The sequence below is a fragment of the Paraburkholderia sp. 35.1 genome (assembly GCF_050436525.1).
In the GTDB taxonomy this organism is placed as follows: Bacteria; Pseudomonadota; Gammaproteobacteria; order Burkholderiales; family Burkholderiaceae; genus Paraburkholderia; species Paraburkholderia tuberum.
In genome coordinates, this window is sequence record NZ_JBNDMJ010000003.1 from 2,210,271 (window position 1) to 2,232,200 (window position 21,930).

Sequence of the window (21,930 nt, forward strand, 5' to 3'; positions counted from 1 at the left end):
GACGTGCAGGACGTGCAGGACGTCGGGGCGAAGTGTTTCAGGCGGGCTCAGGCCGCGTCGCGATACTGGCTCGGCCACTTGCGCGGCTTCAGCTCGGCGAGCGCCTTCGCGATCGCCGCGATGTGCTCGGGCGTCGTGCCGCAGCAGCCGCCCGCGATGTTCACGAGCCCCGCTTCGGCGAATTCCTTCAGCAGGCCAGAGGTATCCGCGGGCAATTCGTCGAAGCCGGTGTCGCTCATCGGGTTCGGCAGGCCGGCGTTCGGATAGCACGACACGTAGGTGTCGCACAGCTTCGCGAGCTCGGCGATGTACGGACGCATCAGCGCCGCGCCGAGCGCGCAGTTCAGGCCGAACGTGAGCGGCTTCGCGTGACGCAACGAGTTCCAGAAGGCCTCGACGGTCTGGCCCGACAGAATGCGGCCCGACGCATCGGTGACGGTGCCCGAGATCATGATCGGCAGACGCTCGCCGGTGTTTTCGAACAGCTCGTCGAGCGCGAACAGTGCGGCCTTCGCATTCAGCGTGTCGAAGATCGTTTCGACGAGGAACAGGTCCGCGCCGCCGTCGAGCAGCGCTTTCGCCTGCTCGTAGTACGCGGCGCGCAGTTCGTCGAAGGTCACGTTGCGCGCGCCCGGATCGTTGACGTCCGGCGAAATGCTGGCGGTTTTCGGCGTCGGGCCGATCGCGCCGGCGACGAAGCGCGGCTTGTCCGGCGTTGCGTATTTGTCGCACGCGGCGCGCGCGAGCTTCGCCGATTCGATGTTCATCTCGACGGCGAGCGATTCCATGCCGTAGTCGGCCTGCGCGACCGTGGTCGCGCCGAACGTGTTGGTCTCGATGATGTCCGCGCCCGCCGCGAGATACTGCTCGTGAATCTCGGCGATGATCTGCGGCTGGGTAATCGACAGCAGTTCGTTGTTGCCCTTGATGTCGCGCGCGTAGTCCTTGAAGCGCTCGCCGCGATAGCTGGCTTCGTCGAGCTTGTAGCGCTGGATCATCGTGCCCATCGCGCCGTCCAGAATCAGGATGCGCGAGTTCAGCAGCGCGGGCAGCGCTGCGCCGCGGGTGTAGGCGGGCTCCGAACGGACTGGCGTGATGGATTGAGCAGGCTGGGTCATGGCGGACGAGGGCTTGCGCCGGCGTTGGCGGAAAGCCTGTCATTGTAGCCGCAGCCGGGCGGATGCGCCCGGCGCGGAGGAGAGTGCGAGGCGCGGCCGGCAAAATCGACCGATACGAACGCGCCGCGCCGGGAATTCAGAAACGCGCTAACCAACGAGGCAATAAAAAACGGCCCGGCAAGCCAAAGCCTGCCGGGCCGTTTCGCTGCCGCCGACTGCTTGATGGAACCCGCCGGCAAAGCCGCGCGGTGCGGTCGATCGATGTCGCCAGAGCGCCAGCTGAACACCTCCAGTCAATGCAGGACCACCGGTTGATGCATCAGACTGTCGAATTGACCGAGGAATTCATCAACCTCGTCGAGCGTCGGCTCGCCTTCGATCAGCTTTTGCACATGCTCGCGAAAACGCGCCGCCATTGCCCCGTCGATGTAGATTTCGCGCTGCATGTTCTTGTCGACAATCTCGTAGCCGCCCGACTTCATGGCAAGCAGACCTTCCTGCGGAGGAAACTCGACGACACAGTAGTTAGGGCTGTTATAGATCATTTGCATGGCGACACTCCTTATTTCCGTTGGGCTCCTGCCCTTTTCTGGACCGTAGGTGGAGCATGTGGGATGGAATTCAAGGGGTGGGTCCGGACGACGCAAGTAAAAACTCCGGACCTGACGGTTAGACTCGCCGCTCCAGAAACGATTCAAGCAAGGCGGCAAAACGCTGTGATTGCTCGATTGGCGCGAGATGCGCGGCGTCCAGCAACTCGAAGCGGGCGCCCTCGATCGCCTCCGCTATTGCCTGCGTAGCAGCAGGGGGCGTGCCAGTGTCGTGACGTCCGGCCACCGTCAGCGTCGGCGAGCGGATTGCGCCGTGCTGGCCGCGAAGGTCGAAATCGCGCAGTGCCTCGCAGGCCATCGCAAAACCTTCCGGCGAGGTGCGCGCAAATGTCTCACGGATCGGCTCGACCGCTTCGGGATGGCCGGCCTGAAAGTCGGGCGTGAGCCAACGCGCGATCGTCGACGGTAACAGCGCCTCCATGCCGTCGCTGCGCGCGGTGTGGGCGCGCTGATTCCACAACTCACGGTTCTCGGGCGGAGTGCCGCCGGTGCTGTCGGCAATCGTCAGCGTGTCGATGCGCGATGGATGGTCGAGCGCGAACTGCTGCGCAATCATGCCGCCGAGCGACAGGCCGACCAGGTGCGTCGTCCGCGCGCCGAGGGCATCGAGCAGTTTGGCGAGATCGTCGGCCAGATCGCGCATGGCGAACGGCTCGCGCGCAGCCGCGCTGTGGCCGTGGCCGCGCACGTCGTAGCGCAGCACCGTGTAATCGTCGCGGAAATAGCCTGCCATCTGATCCCAGATGGAAAGATCGCCGCCCAACTGATGGATGAACGTGAGCCACGGGCCGCCGCCTTCGTTGCTCAGCACGTAGCGTGTGTCGATACCGTTGATGTTCACTTGCATGCGGACTCCTTTGAAGGAAACGCAGTGAAAAAGCGCGGTGGGTCGCCTCGTTCGCGCGAACGGGGCTCCATTGACTTGCGAGTCAGCGTTGCAAAGGAAGTTTCGCCGATCTCGTGCGGATCTGCTCGTGACACTGTGTCACGAAAAGTGTCACGGTTTGATGATGGTCGGAGCGGTCGAATCGACCGGTGCAACTGGGGCGGCCTCGGGTGTTACTGCCGATGCGTCGGCCGGCGCCGGCGTTGCAGGGCCCGTGGCAGCGGGGGCTGCGGGTGCAGCAGGCGTGGCCGGCGCGCCACCATTGCCGCGGTCATCCGGCGACGTGCCATCGACATTCAGCTTGCCGCGCCACACCAGTTCGAACTGGGTACCGTTCGGCTCCGTCTGCAGTATGCGCGCCGGCAGCCAGCCAAGGGACGGGGCGAGCCACACATCGACGCGGCGCTGGTCGCCATCGTGGCGCGGCAGACGTTTGAAGTGACGCGTCTGCAGATAGCCTTGCGCGGCGCGGATCGTTTCGTCGCCGATCGTCTCGATCGGCCAATTCTCCCCGCTATCGGTATCGACGACGAAAAACTGTCGCGTCACGCCAGGCTTATAGGCATCAGGATCGCCGCGCACGAGGCTCGCGAGCTGCATCACGACACTGAAGCGATCCTGCGCGCCGTCGGGCAACGGCAACGAGGCGGGCGTGCGCGTAAAGCCAACCTTCTTGTCGTTGCGATTGAAGATCGCGATGTCTTCGGCGCGACGGCCACGCTTTTCGCTGTACTGCGCCGGCGCGAGGCCAAAGCCATCGATGCCGCCGTGGCTCGAAAACACGAACGGACCGACGAACGGCAGCGGCACTGATACGACCATTTCGTAGCCCTGCCCGTCGCTCGCCCAATGGATCGTGCCGGGCGCGTTCCGCACGCCGTTGTAGAACGTGTCGTAGTCGAGTTCGGCCGACGGCGGTACCGAAAACTTCACTCCCTGCGACGCTTGCGGCGCGCTGGCCGCGGCAGGGGCGCTCGCGACGGCGCCACTGGCATTCGCATGGGCCGGTGGATTCGCGTTCGCGGTGGCGGGTGGCGCGCTAGCCGCCACCTCCGATGCCGGCGTGGCCGCGGGCTCGTTCGGTTTGGCCGGTTGCAACGCGGTCATCACATGCTGCTCGCGCGGCGGCCTCGCCGCGGGCTTGCGAGCTGGCGCGGGCGGATGCGGTGCCGGCACGGCGGGCTGTCGCGCGGGTTGACGCTCGACCCTTTCGGGCGTCAGCAGCACGACCTGCACCGGCACATGCTCGCGATTCGCCGGATTCAGATCCACGCGATTGCGCTCGAACCATTGCGCCGCGATCCAGTGCACAACCGCGACGGCCGCGAGGACGGCGATCCAGCGCCACGCGCGCGCGCCGCGTCCCGGCCCGCTACCAAAAGCGGGCAGGCGATCATGACGGCGGTTGGCGGAAGCAAAATCCATCGGCGCTTGAATCGGTGAGAGCGTGAAAGGATACGGTGCGTATCAACCGTTGTCACCACGCGGGGTCGCGCTATAGCCGAGTTCGTACGACAGCTTGTGCGCGCATTCGCGCAGCGCGGTATCGATCTCGCCGCCCCAGCGGATATCGAACGCCCCTTCATGGCCGAGCGCGACGAGACCGAGCGCGAGTTCGCCGGTCGAATCGAACACCGGCAACGAAAACGCGTGGATCGTCGGCAGCAGCATGCCTTCGACGCGCGCAGCCTCGTGCTCGCGCACCTCGGCGAGCACCTTGTCGAACTCTTCGCGGGTGCGTGGCGCGCCGCTATACGACGAGCGCCGCGAGTCGGTCAGCTCGCGCTCGAGCATCACGGCGGTCTTGCCGGACGGCAGGTAGGCGGCGAACAGCAGACCGGTCGCCGAACTGAGCAAGGGCATCACGTCGCCGAGCTTCAGCGACGCCTTGGCCGGATAGCTCGACTCCATCCAGTGCACCATCGTCGGTCCCTGATTGCCCCACACCGCGATGCCGACGGTCAGGTCGAGCCGGTCGCGCAGTTCGGCGAGCGCGATGCGCGCGAGCTTCACACCGTCGACGCGAGCAAGCCGCGCGAGCCCCAGCTGCAAAGCGAAGCCGCCGAGTTCGTAACGGCCCGACAGCGGGTCCTGCGCGACCACGCCGAGACGCAGAAAGCTGACCAGATAGCGATGCGCCTTCGCCGGACTCATGCCCGCGCGCTGCGCGAGATCGCGCAGCATCATCGCGCGCGGCTCGTGGGTCAGCACGTCGAGCAGCCTGAAACCGACCTCGATCGACTGGATGCCCGAGCGCAGTTTTTCTTCGCCGGGTTCGCCGGGTTCGTCATCGGCGCCGGTTGCGTCGGTTGCATGGGCGGGATCGAGCAGATCGTCGGCGGACGCGGGGTCGGTGCGGGTGCGGATCGTGCCGGAGCGGGCGTTGGCGGACATGTGCAAAAGGCGCGGGCAGCGCGTTCGGTGATCGTAATTGGAGACGGCTACGGTGACACGACGACGAACACGCAGATATTGGGCCGCGCCGATTCACCATCGTAGAATACATTCCTTCCATCGTCACTAATACACGGTTCACAGCTCTATGAAACTTGCCTCGCTGAAGGACGGCACGCGCGACGGTCAACTGATCGTCGTGTCCCGCGACCTGCACACGGCGGCCATCGCCGACGCGATCGCGCCCACGCTGCAGCGCGTGCTAGACGACTGGGCCTTCTACGCGCCGCAACTGCACGACCTTTACGATGCGCTGAACCAGGGCCGTGCGCGCAACAGCTTTTCATTCGACGCCAAAGAGTGCATGGCGCCGCTGCCGCGCGCGTTCCAGTGGGCCGACGGCTCGTCGTACGTGAACCACGTCGAGCTCGTGCGGCGCGCGCGCGCGGCGCGCAAATGCCGCGCGAATTCTGGACCGACCCGCTGATGTACCAGGGCGGTAGCGACGACTTCATCGGCCCGCGCGACGACGTGGCGTGCGCATCGGAAGAGTACGGCATCGACTTCGAGGCCGAAGTCGCGGTCGTCACCGGCGATGTGCGGATGGGCGCGACGCCCGAGCAGGCCCTGCGCGGCGTGCGGCTGGTCACGCTCGTCAACGACGTGTCGCTGCGCAACCTGATCCCCGCCGAACTCGCGAAGGGCTTCGGCTTTTTCCAGAGCAAGCCGGCCACCTCATTCGCGCCGGTCGCCGTGACGCCCGACGAGCTCGGCGAACACTGGCGCGAAGGCCGCGTGCATCGGCCGATGATCGTCCACTGGAACGGCAGGAAGGTCGGCCAGCCCGACGCGGGCACCGATATGGTGTTTCACTTCGGTCAGCTGATCGCGCATGCCGCGAAAACGCGCAATCTGCGTGCTGGTGCCATCGTCGGTTCGGGCACGGTGTCGAACAAGGACGCGAAACGCGGCTACTGCTGTATCGCCGAGAAGCGCTGCCTCGAAACGATCGAGCACGGCGCGCCGCAAACGGAGTTCATGAAATACGGCGACACCGTGAGGATCGAAATGTTCGACGATGCGGGCAAGTCGATTTTCGGTGCGATCGAGCAGAGCATCGCGCCGCTCGAATGAAGCGCGGCGCTCACGCGGCAATGCTGTGACGCGGGCGGCACGCGCGAAAGGGTTTCGCCCGATGCCGCCACTTGCGCGCGCGGCTACACTGCGGCAAACATCACAACTAAAACCCCGACGTGAGGAGGAAGACAGCATGCCGCGATTGGACTTCTCCGCAGCTGGACGTCGGCGCGCTTGCGCGTCGCCCGTTGAAGCGCGCACGAGCGCGCGTGGCTTGCGTCAACGTTTCAATCGCACCGATCCGAGCGTGACCGGCCAGGTGCTGAAGATTCTCGCGACCCACCCCGACGCGGTAGTGGTCGGCGCGGCCGGCACGCCTGCCGCGTTGCCGCCGAAAACGCTGCGCGAGCGAGGCTACAAGGGCGTCATCTATCACAACCACGGCGTCGGCAATAACGACTTCCTGCGCGTGTGCGGCGCCGATTGCAACGGCACCTTCCTGCCCGCGAGCCCGGTGCTGGTCGCCGCGCAATTGCCGGCCGATCATCCGGCGAAGGGTCTCGCCCGCGATTACATCGCACGCTTCGAGGCGCGGCACGGGGCGGGCAGCGTGTCGGCATTCGGTTCGTACACGTCGGACGCGGGCGCGTTGCTCGAGCATGCGATTCCGCTCGCGCTGAAAGCCGGCGCGCCCGGCACGACGCCGTTTCGCCGCGCGCTGCGCGAGGCGCTCGAAGGAACACGCGGTCTCGCGGACACCAATGGCGTCGTCAACATGAGCGAGGCCGATCATCTCGGGCTCGATCAGCGCGCCCGCGTGATGGTCGAAATCACCAATGGCAAGTGGCTTTATCAGCCGCATTGAACGGGGCGCGGCGTTGCGCGCGCGACTGAACGAATCTCCTCCGGACTGCTCACCATGCCTCAGCCATCGCAACCGAACGACGCGTACTACGCGCACTACCAGTCGCTGCGTTTGCAGCGTCATCAGCATGGCGTGCTCGAAGTCGTGATGAGCGGCGAGGGCGCGAATAAAAGCGGCCTCGCGACCGCGAACGCACGCATGCATTACGAGCTCGCGGAAATCTGGCGCGATATCGATCGCGATCCCGATACGCGCGTCGCGATCATTCGCGGCGAGGGTAAAGGCTTTTCGGCCGGCGGCGATCTGCAGCTCGTCGAGGACATGGCGAACGATTTCGAGGTGCGCACGCGTGTGTGGCGCGAAGCGCGCGATCTCGTCTACAACGTGATCAACTGCGGCAAGCCGATCGTGTCGGCGATGCACGGGCCGGCGGTCGGCGCGGGGCTCGTCGCGGGGCTGCTCGCCGATATCTCGATCGCGGCGAAGACGGCCCGCATCATCGACGGACACACGCGCCTGGGCGTCGCCGCGGGCGATCATGCGGCGATCGTCTGGCCGCTCCTGTGCGGCATGGCGAAGGCGAAGTACTACCTGCTGCTGTGCGAGCCGGTGAGCGGCGAGGAGGCGGAGCGCATCGGGCTCGTGTCGCTGGCCGTCGACGAAAGCGATCTGCTGCCGAAGGCGTTCGAAGTCGCGCGCAAGCTGGCCGACGGTTCGCAGACCGCCATCCGCTGGACCAAGTACGCGTTGAACAACTGGCTGCGCACGGCGGGGCCGGCGTTCGATACGTCGCTCGCGCTGGAATTCATGGGCTTCGCGGGACCCGAGGTGCGCGAAGGCCTGAGCTCGTTGCGCGAGCGGCGCGCGCCCGATTTTGGCGCGGGCGGTCCACGTAACGACCAACGATCGTGATGTCATACCCCACACGGTATGATCGAATCGACGCGCGCGGCATCGCGCGCTCCACCTATCATCCAGCACCGAGGCGACAACCATGACCGACACCACTGGCTCCGCGCCGCCCTTTCCCGGCTTCCCCGGTTTTCCGCCCGCTGAAATGCTCGATCGCATGTGGAGCATGATTCGGCTGTCGCCGTTCGGCGCCGCCATGACGGGCGCGCAGCCGGGTGGGGGCACGAGTCCGTCGCTGTCGATGATGTCCGACATGATGGCGCCGCTCACGAGCGTCGAGGAGCTCGACAAGCGCATCACCGACATGCGCGCGGTCGAGCAATGGCTGAAGCTGAACCTGAGCATGCTGCAGTCGGCGATCCAGGCGCTCGAAGTGCAACGTGCGACGCTCGCGACGCTGCGCGCGTTCGGCGCGTTCGCGCAATCGTCGATGTCGCACGCGGCGGCTGCTGCGTCGGGTGCCGCCGCGAGTGACGCGCCGAACACCGCCCCGAGCCCCGCCCGGGCGCCGAGTTGGACGAAGCCGGCCGAGCCCACGCCCGAAAGCGCCACGCAGGCCGACAGCGACGAAGAGGAAGCGCCCGCGGCGCCCGGCTTCGATGCGTCCGCGTGGTGGAATCTGCTGCAATCGCAGTTCAACCAGATCGCGCAGTTCGCGATGACGCAGCCGTCCGTCGCGGTCGCCGCGGCGGGCGGGGGCACGCAGGGCAAGCCGGAAGCGTCGAAGGCCGCGGATGCGTCGGGCGCCGATGCGTCGGGCGCCGCCGCCCAAAACGCGAAGCCCGCCGTCAAACGGCCGGCGGCGAAGCGCGCCGCGCCGTCGGCCAAACGCGCGGCTGGAACGAGCGCGGCAACGCCGAAAAAGTCGACGTGAGCCGGACGGCGCGCCGGGAATCAGTGGCCGTTGATGAAGGCGACTGATCGGCTGCGTTTTTCCCTATTCCAGCGCCGGCGGTTTCCGCCCGCGCGAATCGCCGACTTTATTGAGAGAAGTCAATGCCACAGTGCGCTCGCGCCGCTTCTGTCACGGGTTTCGTGGGAGGCGCGTGCTATCATCGTGTAAGCTTGATCTGGCTTTGGGGTGTGCGCCGAAAACAACCAATCCCGCCGCCCTCGCGTCATTCGCCGCCGGCGCTACCGGTGCAGGGCGGGACGGTGCGGTTGTCGACCCAGACTGGCTCGACCTCAGGCAAAGGGTATCCCTCCCCCACGGTTGGCCACGGCGCCTGATTCACGCTTCAGGCGCCAATGCAAAAGCCCGGACTTCTTTGCTGCCCGATGCTTCTGGGCGGCTGATTAACGCGTAAAATTGAATGCTTGGCCGATAAACGGCGCGTCCGTTCGTCGTAGATAAAACGGCTACACGTAGCAGCAACAGACACACACAGTATGTGCAGAACAGGGGTGGGACTATGAACACCATGCTTTATCCGGAACTTTACAAATCGCTCGAATCCGTTCGATGGGACATGGAGAAGGACATTCCCTGGGACAAATTCGATGCATCGCTGTTGACCGATGAGCAAGCCGCGACGATCAAGATGAACGCGATCACGGAATGGTCGGCGTTGCCCGCCACGGAAATGTTTCTGCGTGACAATCATCACGACAGCGATTTTTCCGCATTCATGAGCGTGTGGTTCTTCGAGGAGCAGAAGCACTCGCTGGTGCTGATGGAATACCTGCGCCGCTTCAAGCCGGAACTGGTCCCGACCGAAGAGGAACTGCACGCAGTGCGCTTCGAGTTCGATCCCGCACCGCCGCTCGAAACGCTGATGTTGCACTTCTGCGGCGAAATCCGCCTGAATCACTGGTATCGCCGCGCCGCCGAATGGCATACCGAGCCAGTCATCAAGCACATCTACGAAACTATCTCGCGCGACGAAGCGCGCCACGGCGGCGCGTATCTGCGCTATATGAAGAAGGCGATGGCGCAAACCGGCGACATCGCGCGTGCCGCGTTCGCGAAGATCGGCGTGCTGATGGCGTCGGCGCGTCGCACCGAAAAGCCGCTGCACCCCACCAACCTGCACGTGAACCAGGCGCTGTTCCCGCGCGACACGATCCAGTCGCGTCTGCCGGATCCGGAATGGCTCGAGCGCTGGCTCGACGAGCAGATCCGTTTCGACGACGGCTGGGAAAAGAAGGTCATCGAGCGCATTCTGCACAACCTGTCGCTGCTGTTCGAACGCACGTTCAACACCGCGCAGGAACTGAACCGTTATCGCAAGGAAGTGGTCGCGCGTCTGCAAGCCGCAGAACAAAACCCGGCGCAGCAGCAGCCGGCGTAACGACTCAGGCGTTTCAGCACCGTATCAAACGGCGGTCCGGCAAGCGTGAGCTTGCCGGACCGTTTTGCTTCGGGCCGTCCACCGTGTATCGTGACGGCACTTGGCATTCCCTGTTCCCGTCACGCCCCAACTCCCTAATTCCCCAACTCTGTGACCGTGCGATGACCGCCATCTTTGAACGCAAGATTCTGACGCGCGATGCCCTGGTGAAGCTTCGTCCTTCGCTGCGCGCGCCCGTCGTGTTTACGAACGGCGTGTTCGATATCCTGCATCGTGGTCACGTGACCTATCTGGCCGACGCAAAGGCGCTGGGCGCGTGCCTGATCGTTGGTGTCAATAGCGACGCGTCGGTGCGGATGCTCGGCAAAGGCGACGACCGGCCGATCAACAACGAGGCCGACCGCATGGCTTTGCTAGCGGCGCTGGAAAGCGTCGATTACGTGGTGGGCTTCGGCGAGAAGACGCCGGTCGAGCTGATTTCCGCGCTGCGCCCGGACGTGCTCGTGAAGGGCGGCGACTACGACATGGACGCGCTGCCCGAATCGGTGCTCGTGCGCGGTTGGGGCGGCAAGGCGCTCGCGATTGCGTTCGAGCACGATCGCTCGACGAGCGCGCTGTTGAAGAAGGTGCGGACGCAGGGTTGATGCCGCCCATTACCGCAAAACGCGCGGCGCACTGCTGAACTTCTAACCGATCGCGTCGCTCACCTGATTACTGCGGCAACTCCGATGTCGAAATCGGCGCCTGCGGCGCGGGTCCGCCGACCACCGCCTGGTCGGCCGCATCGGCGGCGCTGACCGGCCGCACCTTCAGCCAGTCCGGATGAATCTGGCGGTTCAGATGATTCGGCTCGCGTCCGCTGGCGGTGGGTGTGGGGCCGAAGGCGCCAAGCAGCGCGACGAAAGCCAGCACGTTGACAACAATCAGAATGGCGATCGGCCAGCGAAGCATTGTGGGTGTTTCCAATTCAGAAAGAAGTTGAGCCTGGGGCGTGCGGGAGAAACTCGGGTTCGGAAAATGGGCGGCGAATTGCGCTCAACTCAGGCGCACGTTCTACACGTACATCACGCGCGACCCGGTCGTGAATCGAACGTTAGCCACGGCAGGCAATCAGCCGCTTTGCCGCGCCGTATCCTCGGCTGCGATCAGCGCAAGCCCTGACAGCACCAGCGAATCGTGGCGAGTATGCGGCACTTTCAGGGCGCTCGCCACTTCGTCGGCGGCGCCGCCGCTGACTACGAGACGCACCGGCACCTGCCACTCATCCTGCAGGTCCCGCCACATCCGCTCGATCAATCCGGCCTGCGCCAGCGTGCAGCCCGCCGACAGCGAGCGCGGCGTATCCGTTGCGAAGAACGGCCCGCGACGGACCGCGCCGGTGGTATCGGCGGCGTCGAGCAGGCCGCGCGCGTGCGCGGCGTCGAGCATCGGCAGTTGCGCGGTGTGCTCACCGAGCGAGCGCATCATCAGCGTCCAGCCCGGCGCAATCAATCCGCCGATAAATGCGCCATCGGCGCGCAAGGCCTCGAGCGTCGTCGCGGTGCCGAAGGTCGCGAGCAGCAGATGCTCGCCGGGAAAGGTCGCGTGCGCGCCGATCATGCCGGCCCAGCGGTCGCTGCCGAGCGAGTCCGGTGTCGTGTAGCAATTGGTCACGCCGCATCGACGAGCACTTGCGCGGATCGTCGCGAGCGGCAGTCGCGGCCAGTGCGCGTCGACGAGCGCCGCGATGTGCGTCGCGACCTCCGCGCCCGCGACGTTGGAGAGCCACGCGCCGCATGGCGCCGGCCAGTCAGTCCAACTGGGTTGCGCACCCGACCGCGCGCGTGGCCCGGCAAGGTCGTCATGCGCGAGCGCGCCGCTCGCCAACTGCGTCCCATCGGGCTGCACCAGCGCCCACTTGATCCGGCTATTGCCCGCGTCGATCAGCAGATATGGCGCGCGCTGACTCATGCGACACCGTGGGCGAGGCGCAGCGACACGTCGCCGGTCGCGATGCTCTGGCGGCCCTCAGCCGTATCGAGCAGCAACTGGCCACGCTCGTCAACGCCCGCCGCCACGCCGCGCGCGAGCTCCTGGCCTTGTTCGAGCAGCACGACCTCGCGGCCCGCGTAAGCATGCACCGCGTTCCAGCGCGGCTGGAACGGCGCGAAGCCTTCGGCGCCGAAGCGCTGCAGCATCGGTTCGAGCGCGTTCAATTCGGCTGCCAGCGTATCGGTCAGATTCGCGTTCGGCAGCGCCCGTTGCAACGCGGTCGGCACGGTGCCGAGCGCCTGCGGCGGTACCTCGGCGTTCAGCGCGCCCACCTTCGCCGCGAGTTCGTCGGCGCCTTTCACGTTGGTGCCGATGCCGATCACGACCGCGCTCGCGTCGTCGGTGCTCCACGCGGTTTCGATCAGGATGCCGGCGAGCTTGTCGCCTTCGAGCAGCACGTCGTTCGGCCACTTCAGCGCGATCTGTCCGGGACCCGCGACCGGCAGCGAGCGCAGCCCGTCGACGAGCGCGACGCCCACCGCAAGACTCAAGCCCCCGAGCCCTTCGAGCGGTCGCGGCAAGACGCACGCGACCGAAAACAGCAGCGCGTTGCCGGGCTCCGCGTACCACGGCCGCCCACGGCGGCCGCGCCCAGCGGTCTGCAGATACGCGACGCGCACGATCGGCCGCGGCAGCGCGTTCGCGCGGCGCGGCAGGGCTTTCACGTGGGCCATCAGGTCGGCGTTGGTCGAGCCGGTTTCTTCGACGATTTCGATCGGCCAGTCATGCGCATGCGCGCCGAACAGCTTGACCGCGCGTTCGCGATCGCGATCGATGCGCCAGTCGGTCGAAGCCGACGACGAGGCTGGTGCCGCGCTTGTCGCTGCGGGCGGGGAGGCGGGAGTCTTGGAGGCATTCATGTCCCATATTGTAGCCACAGCGAACCCGCCCGGGACTCGAATGCGCAGCGGTGAACGGCGACGCCGATCGATGTGCATCAGTGCGGACCGGCGGCCGAGCCTTCGTTACAATGGCCGCTAATCCGATAACCAGATTCACGCGATCCTTGAACAATGACACTCCGCCCGGCCTTGAAGTCGCGGCCGGCAGCCAAGGCAAGATCGTCCGTCTCTCGGGCCAGTGGACGGCGCTCGCGCTCGCGCGCGATCGCGACACCGGGCACGTGATTCCGGAACTGCGTTCGCTGACCGGCGCGCAGGGCATCGGCGAGTGGGACCTGTCGCGCGTCGACAGGATGGACCACGTCGGCGGCCAGGCGCTGTGGCGCGTGTGGGGCCGCAAGATGCCGCCGGGCACCGCGCTCACGGACACGCAGCGCGACATCTTCGAGCGCATCGCGCTGCTCGACACGGTGCGCGAGAGCGCCGAGCCGGTCACGCGCCTCGATCCCTTTACGCGTCTCGGCCTCGGGCTCTTCTCGTTCGTCGAGCACATGCAGGGCGGCGTCGCGATGCTCGGGCGCTTCGTGCTCGATCTGCTCGCGATCGTGCGCAAGCCGAAACTCACGCCGTGGACCGAAATCTCCGCGAACATTTACAACGCCGGCGCTCGCGCGCTGCCGATCACCGCGCTGGTCGCGTTCCTGATCGGCATCGTGTTGAGCTATCTGTCGGCACAGCAATTGCGCATGTTTGGCGCGAACCAGTTCATCGTCAATATTCTCGGCCTCGCGGTGATTCGCGAACTCGGCCCGGTGCTGTCGGCGATTCTGGTGGCGGGCCGCTCGGGCTCGGCGATCACCGCGCAGATCGGCGTGATGCGCGTGACCGAGGAGCTCGACGCGATGCGCGTAATGGGCATCCCGCACGGCCTGCGGCTGATCCTGCCGCGCGTGATCGCACTGGCCGTCGCGATGCCTCTGCTCGTGATGTGGACCAACGTGATCTCGTTGACGGGCGGCGCGCTCGCCGCGAAGCTCGTGCTCGGCATCGACATGAGCTTCTTCGCGCGCCAGCTGCCGAACGTCGTGCCGATCGCGAACCTGTGGATCGGGCTTGGCAAGGGCGCGGTATTCGGCATGCTGATCGCGATCGCCGGCTGTCATTTCGGCTTCCGTATCAAAGCCAATTCGCAGAGTCTCGGCGAAGGCACGACGACCTCGGTGGTCACGTCGATCACCATCGTGATTCTCGCGGACGCGGTGTTCGCGATCCTCTTTCAGAACGTGGGGCTAGGATGATCGCGCCACTCACCGAAGCCGTACGCGGCCAACCCGTACCGTCGATCGCCGAGCCGGTGATCGAGGTGATCGACATCACCAAGCGCTACGGCCGCAACATCGTGCATCAGCATCTGAGCCTCGAGGTGCGGCGCGGCGAGATCGTGTCGATCGTCGGCGGCTCGGGTTCGGGCAAGACCACGCTGGTGCGGCAGATTCTCGGCCTCGAGCGCCCGTCCAGGGGCACGATCAAGCTGTTCGGCGAAGACCTCGCAACGATCTCGCCCGACACCGCGCTGCTGATGCGCAGCCGCTCGGGCATGCTGTTCCAGCGCGGCGCGCTGTTCTCGTCGCTGTCGGTGTTCGACAACGTCGCGCAACCGGTGCGCGAACTCGGCAAGGTGCCCGAAGACCTGCTGCGCGACATCGTGATGCTGAAGCTCGAAATGGTCGGGCTGCCGTGCAAGCACGCGTCGAAGATGCCATCGGCGCTGTCGGGCGGCATGATCAAGCGGGTTGGCATCGCGCGCGCGATCGCGCTCGAACCCGAACTGCTGTTCCTCGACGAACCGACCGCCGGCCTCGACCCGGAGGCGTCCGACGAATTCGTCGAGCTGATCTCGGGGCTGCATCGCGCGCTCGGTCTGACGGTCGTGATGATCACGCACGATCTCGATACGATGGTCGCACTGTCGACACGCGTGGCCGTGCTGGCCGATCGCAAAGTGCTCGTCAACGCGCCGGTCGAGGAGGCCGCGGGCGTCGACCATCCGTTCATCCACGAATATTTCCTCGGCCTGCGCGGGCGCCGCGCGCTGCAGGCGCTGCCGCCGGAGCGCCGCGCGAAGCTGCCGCAGGCGGCGCTCGAGCCGGCGTCGTCCGAGTTGCCGCTGTGAGGCGGGCCGCCATGAACCGGGCCGCTATGAACCAGGGAAACTGACAATGGAAAACAAAGCGCATGCGTTCTGGGCCGGGCTCTTCACGGTCGTGCTGACGGCGGCGATCGCGCTGGCGGCGTATCTGTTCAACGTCGACCGCACCGAGCGGGTGCCGTACGACCTGATCGCGCGCACCAGCGTGAACGGCCTCTTTGCGGACGCGGCGGTGCGCTTTCGCGGGCTCGACGTCGGCCGTGTGCAGTCGATCAAGTTCGATCCGAAACATCCGGGGGAGATCCTGATCCGCATCATGGTCGACGAGCACGCGCCGATCACGCATTCGACGTTCGGCAGCCTCGGCTTGCAGGGCGTGACCGGCCTCGCGTTCATCCAGCTCGACGATACCGGGCGCGATCTGACGCCGCTGCCGTCGTCAGCCCAAAAGGTCGCACAATTGCCGATGCGCCCGGGTCTGTTCGACCAGTTGCAGCGACGCGGCGACGTGCTGCTGCGCAAGCTCGAAAAAGTCACCGACAACGTGAACAACATGCTCTCGCCGGAAATGGTCGCGCAGCTGCACGACACCGCGGCGAGCATCGCGCAGGCGGCCTCGGGCGTCGCGACGCTGACTCGTGAGATGGCGCCCGTCGCCAGCAAGCTGCCCGGCACGGTCGACCAACTGAACCACACGCTCGCGTCGACCGACCAGATGATCACGAACCTGAACCGTCCGGACGGGCCCCTCGAGCGCAATCTGGACAAGGTCGGCACGGCCGCGCAGCAGGCGGGCGATGCGCTCACGCAGATGAACATGTCGCTGCAGGACCTGTCCGCGCGGGTCGGCTACGAGACGCTGCCGCGCGTCAATTCGCTGACCGAGGACGTGCGCGCGGCGGCGCAATCGATCGACCGCGCCGCCGACACCTTCAACACCAATCCGCGCAGCGTGCTGTTCGGCGCGCCGCGCCCGGCGCCGGGTCCGGGCGAGGCCGGCTTCGCGTGGCCCGCCGCTACCGCGCCCGCAGCTCACTGAATCCGCAGGCTAGAACAGAGGAAGATGCCCATGTCACGCTCGATTCACCGACTGTTGTCCGCGCGCGCCGCGCTCGCGGCGCTGCTTGCGTTCGGCGTGCTGGCGGCGGGCTGCGCGGGCACGTCCGCAGTGGTGTCGGACATCCGCTACGACTTCGGACCACCGCCGCAGGCCGTCGCGGCGAGCCGGCTGCCGGCCGTCAAGGTGCTGGAGGTCAGCGCGCCGTCCGTGCTCGAATCCGACCGGATGACTTATCGGCTGAGCTACGCCGACGCGCAGCAGACGGCCGCCTACGCCAACAGCCACTGGACGATGATGCCGTCGCAACTGCTGACGCAGCGCCTGCGCAATGCGCTGAGCGAGCGCGGCACCGTGCTGACGGGCGCGGACGGCGTGACCGCGCCGGTGCTGCGGGTCGATCTGACCGAGTTCGAGCAGGTGTTCGACAGCCAGACGGACAGCCACGGCGCGATCACCGCGCGTGCGACGCTGATGCAGGGCGGCAAGGTGATCGGCCAGCAGACCTTCGTCGCGCACGTGCCCGCGCATTCGGCGGATGCGGCCGGCGGCGCACGGGCGCTCGCCGCGGCCAGCGACGACCTCGTTGCGCAGATCACCACGTGGCTCGGCTCGCAGGCGCTGGTCGCCGCGCAATGACGGGCGGGCCGCGCACGCAACGGAGCGCTGCATGAGCGAACGCCCCTGGCTGCGCCGCCCGTCGACGCTGGCCCGTCAGGGCGCTGCTGCTTTACACGGCGCTGATCGTCTACGGGTCGTGGTATCCGTTCTCGGGCTGGCGCTCGCTCGGCATCACGCCGTTCGCCTATCTGTTCGATCCGATGCCGCAGTACCTGACGGCGTTCGACGTCGTCACCAACGTGCTCGGCTATATGCCGTTCGGCGCGCTGGTGGTGCTCGCGGTGTACCCGCGTTGGCGCGGCACGCTGGCCGTCGCGCTCGCGTTCGTGTTGGGCGGTCTGCTGTCAGGCACGATGGAAGCCGTGCAGACCTATCTGCCGACACGCGTCGCCTCCAATCTCGATCTCGCCGCCAACACGCTGGGCGCGCTCGTCGGCGCGGCGGTGATGTCGCCGTTGACCGGCGCGCTGCTCGACCGCGGCCTGCTCAGGCGTTTGCGGTTGCTGTGGTTCGAGCGCGGCCATGCGACGCTCGCGTGCCTCGTCGCCGCGTGGCCGTTTGCGACGATGTATCCGTCGCCGCGTCTGTTCGGTCTCGGCAACTGGCCGCGCGCGCTGTGGCTGAGCGTCGATCCGGCCACCCAGGACGCGCTGCTCGCGTGGACGCCGTCCGCGTGGCATGTCGGCGCATGGCCGGCGGCGGCCGCCGCGTGGCTGGACGACGACACATGGGAAGCGCTGATCACGGCGCTAAACCTGTTCGCGGCGCTCGCGCTTGCATCGCTGCCGGCGCGCCGTCATGCGCCTCGCGTGCGCCTGCTGTTCGTGTTCATCGTCGCGACCTTGTGCGTGAAGGCCGGCGCGACGTTCCTGCAATCGCAATCGGGCCTCGCGTTCGACTGGGCGACGCCCGGCGCGCTAATCGGACTCGTGTGCGGCGCCGTCGCGGCGCTCGTCGCGCTGCCGCTGCGGCGGCGGTTGCGTGCGACGCTCGCCGGGGTCGCGCTGGTCGTCGCACTCGTGTTCGTCAATCTGCTGCCGGTGAACCCGTATTTCGACGCCGTGCTCGCCGACTGGCGGCAGGGACGCTATCTGCATTTCAACGGGCTCGCGCGCTGGCTCGCATGGATATGGCCCTATGCGGCGCTGGTGTGGCTCGCGTTCGCGGTCGAGCGGGCGTGGCTCAAGCGGCGCGCGAGGCGGGCGTGACGTGCTTGCGCGCCGGCCGCCAGGTCCCGACGCCTGCACAGCCCGGTCGCTATAATCGTCCGCACCGCCATTGCACTTCCTTTCAGGCTCGCCTCCCGAACATCATGGATTCCTTCTACAAGCACCACGTTTTCTTCTGTCTGAATCAACGCGACCCCGGCGCCGAGCGTCCGAGTTGCGCGAACTGCAACGCACAGGCGATGCAGGAATACGCGAAACAACGCGTGAAGCAACTCGGCCTCGCCGGGCCCGGCCAGGTGCGCATCAACAAGGCCGGCTGCCTCGATCGCTGCGAACTGGGCCCGACGCTCGTCGTGTATCCCGAGGCGGTCTGGTACACCTACGTCGACGAGAGCGACATCGACGAGATCGTCGAATCGCATCTTGCGAACGGCAAGATCGTCGAGCGTCTGAAGATCGATCAATAACGCGAACGACAAAACGATCCATCCCGATGAACGTCAACACGAAGAAGTATCTGATCGACGGCCCGGTCGGCAAGATCGAGGTCGCGCTGGACCTGCCCGACGGCGTGCGCGAAAAAGGCGCCGCGCCACGCGGCATCGCGCTCGTCGCGCATCCGCATCCGCTGTTTGGCGGCACGATGGACAACAAGGTCGCGCAGACCCTCGCGCGCACGCTCGTGCAGCTGAACTACGTCACTTACCGGTCGAATTTCCGCGGCGTCGGCCAGACCCAGGGCGAGCACGACGCGGGCGTCGGCGAGCGCGACGATCTGCGCGCGGTGCTCGAGCACATGCGCGCAGATCCGGACTACGGCGATCTGCCGCTCGTATTGGCGGGCTTTTCGTTCGGCACCGTGGTGCTGTCGCACGTCGCGGCGAAGCTGCGCGATGAAGGCCGGGAAATCGAGCGCATCGTGTTCGTCGGTACCGCGGCGAGCCGCTGGGACGTCGCACCCGTGCCCGAAAGCACACTCGTGATCCACGGCGAAGTCGACGAGACCGTCCCCGTCCAGTCCGTGTTCGACTGGGCGCGGCCGCAGGAACTGCCGGTCGTCGTGATTCCGGGCGCCGAGCACTTTCTGCATCGCAAGCTTCACATCCTGAAGCGGATCATCGTCGACGCCTGGCGCTGAAAACGCGCGACGCGCATTTTGCGGGGGACAGGTGCGCGCAAACGTGTGCAAATCGACGACACGCGCGCGAAGCTGACCAGGTAGCGCGCGTATAATGGGCGCTCTTTTTTTGGGCATAGCGCCGCCCAGCCGGCAGAATCGCGCGCCGCGGAATCATTTCGCGGGAGGGCGCGGCCGGGTGCGCAGCGCTGCGCTCGCGAACCGATTGCGTCGCCGTCAGTCCAACGGGCGCCCGCCGTTTTACGGCCAGATGCCCCGCCGACCGGCTCCCCCAACTCCGCGCGCTGTCGCGCAACGAATTTTTCTGCACGAATCGACCCTATGCGTTTCTCCTCCTCTGGCCGCACGTCATTCCCGTCACTCGCTTCTTTCGTTCCCGCTTCGCTCAATCGCGCCGTCGCCGTCGGCCTCGTGCTGCCGGCCACGCTCGTCGCCGGCACCGCGTTCGCGCAGGTGCCGCCGCCGGGCGTCAACGCGCGCTCGTGGGTGCTCGTCGACGCGACCAGCAACCAGGTGCTCGCGTCCGCCAATGCCGACGAGCGCGTCGAGCCGGCGTCGCTGACCAAGCTGATGACCGCGTATCTCGTGTTCGAGGCGCTCGACACGAAGAAGATCACGATGGATCAGAGCATCGAGCCGAGCGAAGCCGTGCGGCGCGTGCGCAACGACGAATCGCGCATGTTCATCGAGGCGCTCAAGCCGGTGACCGTGCACGACCTCGTGTACGGCATGATCGTGCAGTCGGGCAACGACGCGGCAATTGCGCTCGCCGAACTGGTGGGCGGCAGCGAGGCGCAGTTCGTCGACATGATGAACAAGGAGGCGCAAAAGCTCGGCATGACGCACACGCATTTCGCCGACGTGAACGGCATGCCCGACCCGCAGCACTACACGACCGCGGGCGATCTCGCGATCCTGTCGGCCCGCCTGATTCGCGACTATCCCGAGTACTACAACATCTTCTCGGTCAAGGAATTCACGTACAACAAGATCAAGCAGCCGAACCGCAACCGTCTGCTGTGGATCGACCCGACCGTCGACGGTCTGAAGACCGGTCACACGCAAGCGGCCGGCTACTGCCTGATCGCGAGCGCGAAGCGTCCGCTGCCGGGCACGACCGACGCGTCGCGCCGTCTCGTCTCGGTGATGATGGGCGAGACCAAGGAGCACGACCGCGTGCAGGACAGCCTGAAGATGCTGAACTACGGCTACACCGCCTACGACACGACGCGTCTGTACAAGGCGAACGAGGTCGTGGCCACGCCGCGCGTCTACAAGGGTTCGCAGGACAGCGTGCAGGTCGGCGTGAAGAGCGACCAGTACATCACGCTGCCGAAGGGCGCCGCCGACAAGGCGAAGCCGCAGATCGAACTCAACGATCCGCTCGTCGCGCCGATCGCAAACGGCCAGCAGATCGGCACCGCCAAGCTCGTCGCCGACGGCAAGGTGCTCGCGCAATTCCCGGTGGTCGCGCTGCAGTCGGTGCAGCAAGCCGGTGTGGTGGGCCGCGTGTGGGATTCGCTGATGCTGATGTTCAACAAGAAAAAGTAAGGGCTACGTCGCAATGACCGTTGTCTCTGAGGTTTCGCCGGACCCGATCGTTCATCTGAACGGCGAACTGGTGCCGTTGTCCGAAGCGCGCGTGCCGGTGCTCGACCGCGGCTTCATTTTCGGCGACGGCATTTACGAAGTGGCGCCGTTGTACGCGCACGCGAGCGGACGGCGCACCGCGTTTCGTCTGAAGCAGCATCTGGCGCGTCTCGCGCGCTCGGTCGGCAAGATCGGCATCGCCAATCCGCTCGACGACGCTGGCTGGCGCGAGCTGATCGGACGCGTGGCCGAGGCCAACGAAACGGACGGCGGCTTGCGTGCCGATCAGGACGCGATCGCATACATCCAGGTCACGCGTGGCGTCGCGAAGCGCGCTCACGCATTTCCGGCCGGCGTGAAGCCGACCGTGTTCGTGATGGTCACCGCGCTGAACCTGCCCGCCGCCGCGCAGCGCGCAAGCGGTGTCCCGTGCGTGAGCGCCGAGGATCGTCGCTGGCTCGATTGCGACATCAAGTCGGTGTCGCTGCTCGGCAACGTGCTGATGGCGCAATACGCGGCCGAAAACGACGCCTTCGAGACGCTGCAGTTCCGCGATGGTTTGCTGACCGAAGGGTCGTCGTCGAACGTGTGGATCGTGAAGGATGGCGTGCTGGCCGCGCCGCCGCGCAGCAACAGGATTCTCGAAGGGATCCGCTATGGGCTCATCGAGGAGCTGACGGCCGAATGCGGTATCCGCTTCGGAGCGCGCGACATCACCGAAGCTGAAGTGCGCGCGGCCGATGAAATCATCGTCAGCTCGGCGACCAAGGAAGTGCTGCCGGTCACGCGGCTCGATGGCGCGCCGGTCGGCGCGGGCCGCCCGGGCGCGGTGTTTGCGGAGCTGTATGCGGCGTATCAGCGAGCCAAGGCGGCTGAAGCCGCCGCGGCGGAAGAAGGAGTAGAGAATGAATCCCGAGAACGACTCACTGTTTGAATTCCCCTGCGATTTCCCGATCAAGATCATGGGCAAATCGCACCCAGAGTTTGCCGCGACGATCGTCGAAGTGGTGCGCGTGTTCGATACCGAGGTCGATGCGTCGCGCGTCGAGACGCGGCCGTCGAGCAGCGGCACCTACACGGGGCTGACCGTCCACGTGCGGGCGACGAGCCGCGCGCATCTCGACGACATCTATCGCGCGCTGACCGGCCATCCGATGGTCAAGGTCGTGCTGTAACACC

General features: G+C 66.3%; 21 protein-coding genes and 3 pseudogenes. 16 read left to right on the forward strand and 8 right to left on the reverse strand.

The window, feature by feature from the left end:
- Positions 1-47 precede the first annotated feature (47 nt).
- The 5 genes from OKW27_RS30315 to OKW27_RS30335 all read right to left on the reverse strand — a co-directional run bounded on the left by OKW27_RS30315 (position 48) and on the right by OKW27_RS30335 (position 5,009).
- Positions 48-1,118 carry a homocysteine S-methyltransferase family protein gene (locus tag OKW27_RS30315; RefSeq protein ID WP_090802800.1) on the reverse strand — a complete coding sequence of 357 codons (1,071 nt, stop codon included), beginning with the start codon at positions 1,116-1,118 and terminating at the stop codon, positions 48-50.
- Between the two features lie 293 nt (positions 1,119-1,411).
- A complete protein-coding gene (locus tag OKW27_RS30320) occupies positions 1,412-1,669 on the reverse strand; it encodes a BTH_I0359 family protein (RefSeq protein ID WP_062125693.1) in 258 nt (85 codons plus the stop codon).
- A gap of 118 nt (positions 1,670-1,787) precedes the next feature.
- Positions 1,788-2,576, reverse strand: coding sequence for an alpha/beta fold hydrolase (locus OKW27_RS30325; RefSeq protein ID WP_090802803.1), 789 nt, complete (start codon positions 2,574-2,576; stop codon positions 1,788-1,790).
- 150 nt (positions 2,577-2,726) lie between these two features.
- The gene (locus OKW27_RS30330; protein WP_429335671.1) at positions 2,727-4,040 is read right to left on the reverse strand and encodes a DUF3108 domain-containing protein; all 1,314 of its coding nucleotides are present in this window, start codon (positions 4,038-4,040) and stop codon (positions 2,727-2,729) included.
- Positions 4,041-4,082: 42 nt separating this feature from the next.
- Positions 4,083-5,009, reverse strand: a complete 927-nt coding sequence (locus OKW27_RS30335; protein WP_429335672.1) for an IclR family transcriptional regulator — start codon at positions 5,007-5,009, stop codon at positions 4,083-4,085.
- Between the two features lie 148 nt (positions 5,010-5,157).
- On the opposite strand from OKW27_RS30335, the pseudogene OKW27_RS30340 reads away from it, so the two are divergent.
- The 6 genes and pseudogenes from OKW27_RS30340 (at position 5,158) to rfaE2 (ending at position 10,798) form a co-directional block, all read left to right on the forward strand.
- Positions 5,158-6,143 (forward strand): annotated as a pseudogene (locus OKW27_RS30340) (fumarylacetoacetate hydrolase family protein).
- 223 nt (positions 6,144-6,366) lie between these two features.
- Positions 6,367-6,951 (forward strand): annotated as a pseudogene (locus tag OKW27_RS30345) (ABC transporter substrate-binding protein); the annotation flags it as partial.
- A 54-nt stretch (positions 6,952-7,005) separates the two neighbouring features.
- Positions 7,006-7,863: an enoyl-CoA hydratase/isomerase family protein gene (locus tag OKW27_RS30350; RefSeq protein ID WP_429335673.1), complete on the forward strand. Its 858-nt coding sequence runs from the start codon at positions 7,006-7,008 to the stop codon at positions 7,861-7,863.
- 82 nt (positions 7,864-7,945) lie between these two features.
- Positions 7,946-8,737: a PhaM family polyhydroxyalkanoate granule multifunctional regulatory protein gene (locus OKW27_RS30355; RefSeq protein ID WP_429335674.1), complete on the forward strand. Its 792-nt coding sequence runs from the start codon at positions 7,946-7,948 to the stop codon at positions 8,735-8,737.
- A gap of 538 nt (positions 8,738-9,275) precedes the next feature.
- Positions 9,276-10,154 carry a ferritin-like domain-containing protein gene (locus OKW27_RS30360; RefSeq protein ID WP_184026492.1) on the forward strand — a complete coding sequence of 293 codons (879 nt, stop codon included), beginning with the start codon at positions 9,276-9,278 and terminating at the stop codon, positions 10,152-10,154.
- Positions 10,155-10,315: 161 nt separating this feature from the next.
- Complete coding sequence (rfaE2, locus tag OKW27_RS30365; RefSeq protein ID WP_090802816.1) at positions 10,316-10,798, forward strand: D-glycero-beta-D-manno-heptose 1-phosphate adenylyltransferase; 483 nt, start codon at positions 10,316-10,318, stop codon at positions 10,796-10,798.
- A 67-nt stretch (positions 10,799-10,865) separates the two neighbouring features.
- Here the strand turns inward: rfaE2 and OKW27_RS30370 are convergent, their stop codons facing one another.
- From OKW27_RS30370 to OKW27_RS30380, 3 genes are all read right to left on the reverse strand, one after another.
- Complete coding sequence (locus tag OKW27_RS30370) at positions 10,866-11,105, reverse strand: hypothetical protein (protein ID WP_090802818.1); 240 nt, start codon at positions 11,103-11,105, stop codon at positions 10,866-10,868.
- A 159-nt stretch (positions 11,106-11,264) separates the two neighbouring features.
- Positions 11,265-12,104 (reverse strand): type III pantothenate kinase, encoded by an 840-nt coding sequence (locus tag OKW27_RS30375; RefSeq protein WP_429335675.1) that lies wholly within the window; start codon positions 12,102-12,104, stop codon positions 11,265-11,267.
- Entirely contained in the window at positions 12,101-13,045 is a 945-nt protein-coding gene (locus OKW27_RS30380) for a biotin--[acetyl-CoA-carboxylase] ligase (protein WP_429335676.1), read from the reverse strand. Before OKW27_RS30380 ends, OKW27_RS30375 begins: the two co-directional genes overlap by 4 nt.
- Positions 13,046-13,191: 146 nt before the next feature.
- On the opposite strand from OKW27_RS30380, the gene OKW27_RS30385 reads away from it, so the two are divergent.
- The 10 genes and pseudogenes from OKW27_RS30385 to OKW27_RS30430 all read left to right on the forward strand — a co-directional run bounded on the left by OKW27_RS30385 (position 13,192) and on the right by OKW27_RS30430 (position 21,926).
- A complete protein-coding gene (locus tag OKW27_RS30385; RefSeq protein ID WP_090802823.1) occupies positions 13,192-14,325 on the forward strand; it encodes an MlaE family ABC transporter permease in 1,134 nt (377 codons plus the stop codon).
- A complete protein-coding gene (locus OKW27_RS30390; protein ID WP_090802824.1) occupies positions 14,322-15,200 on the forward strand; it encodes an ABC transporter ATP-binding protein in 879 nt (292 codons plus the stop codon). Before OKW27_RS30385 ends, OKW27_RS30390 begins: the two co-directional genes overlap by 4 nt.
- Before the next feature lie 46 nt (positions 15,201-15,246).
- Entirely contained in the window at positions 15,247-16,215 is a 969-nt protein-coding gene (locus OKW27_RS30395; protein WP_429335677.1) for an MlaD family protein, read from the forward strand.
- Between the two features lie 30 nt (positions 16,216-16,245).
- Positions 16,246-16,872 carry an ABC-type transport auxiliary lipoprotein family protein gene (locus OKW27_RS30400; RefSeq protein WP_429335678.1) on the forward strand — a complete coding sequence of 209 codons (627 nt, stop codon included), beginning with the start codon at positions 16,246-16,248 and terminating at the stop codon, positions 16,870-16,872.
- Between the two features lie 31 nt (positions 16,873-16,903).
- Positions 16,904-18,062: pseudogene (locus OKW27_RS30405) on the forward strand (VanZ family protein).
- Between the two features lie 104 nt (positions 18,063-18,166).
- Positions 18,167-18,490, forward strand: a complete 324-nt coding sequence (locus OKW27_RS30410; RefSeq protein ID WP_090802831.1) for a (2Fe-2S) ferredoxin domain-containing protein — start codon at positions 18,167-18,169, stop codon at positions 18,488-18,490.
- 26 nt (positions 18,491-18,516) lie between these two features.
- On the forward strand, positions 18,517-19,161 hold the full coding sequence (locus tag OKW27_RS30415; RefSeq protein ID WP_090802833.1) for an alpha/beta hydrolase: 645 nt from the start codon (positions 18,517-18,519) through the stop codon (positions 19,159-19,161).
- 321 nt (positions 19,162-19,482) lie between these two features.
- Positions 19,483-20,712 (forward strand): D-alanyl-D-alanine carboxypeptidase family protein, encoded by a 1,230-nt coding sequence (locus tag OKW27_RS30420; protein ID WP_429335679.1) that lies wholly within the window; start codon positions 19,483-19,485, stop codon positions 20,710-20,712.
- Positions 20,713-20,725: 13 nt separating this feature from the next.
- The gene (locus tag OKW27_RS30425) at positions 20,726-21,685 is read left to right on the forward strand and encodes a D-amino acid aminotransferase (protein ID WP_429335680.1); all 960 of its coding nucleotides are present in this window, start codon (positions 20,726-20,728) and stop codon (positions 21,683-21,685) included.
- Positions 21,657-21,926: a DUF493 family protein gene (locus OKW27_RS30430; protein WP_018419275.1), complete on the forward strand. Its 270-nt coding sequence runs from the start codon at positions 21,657-21,659 to the stop codon at positions 21,924-21,926. Before OKW27_RS30425 ends, OKW27_RS30430 begins: the two co-directional genes overlap by 29 nt.
- Positions 21,927-21,930: the final 4 nt, after the last annotated feature.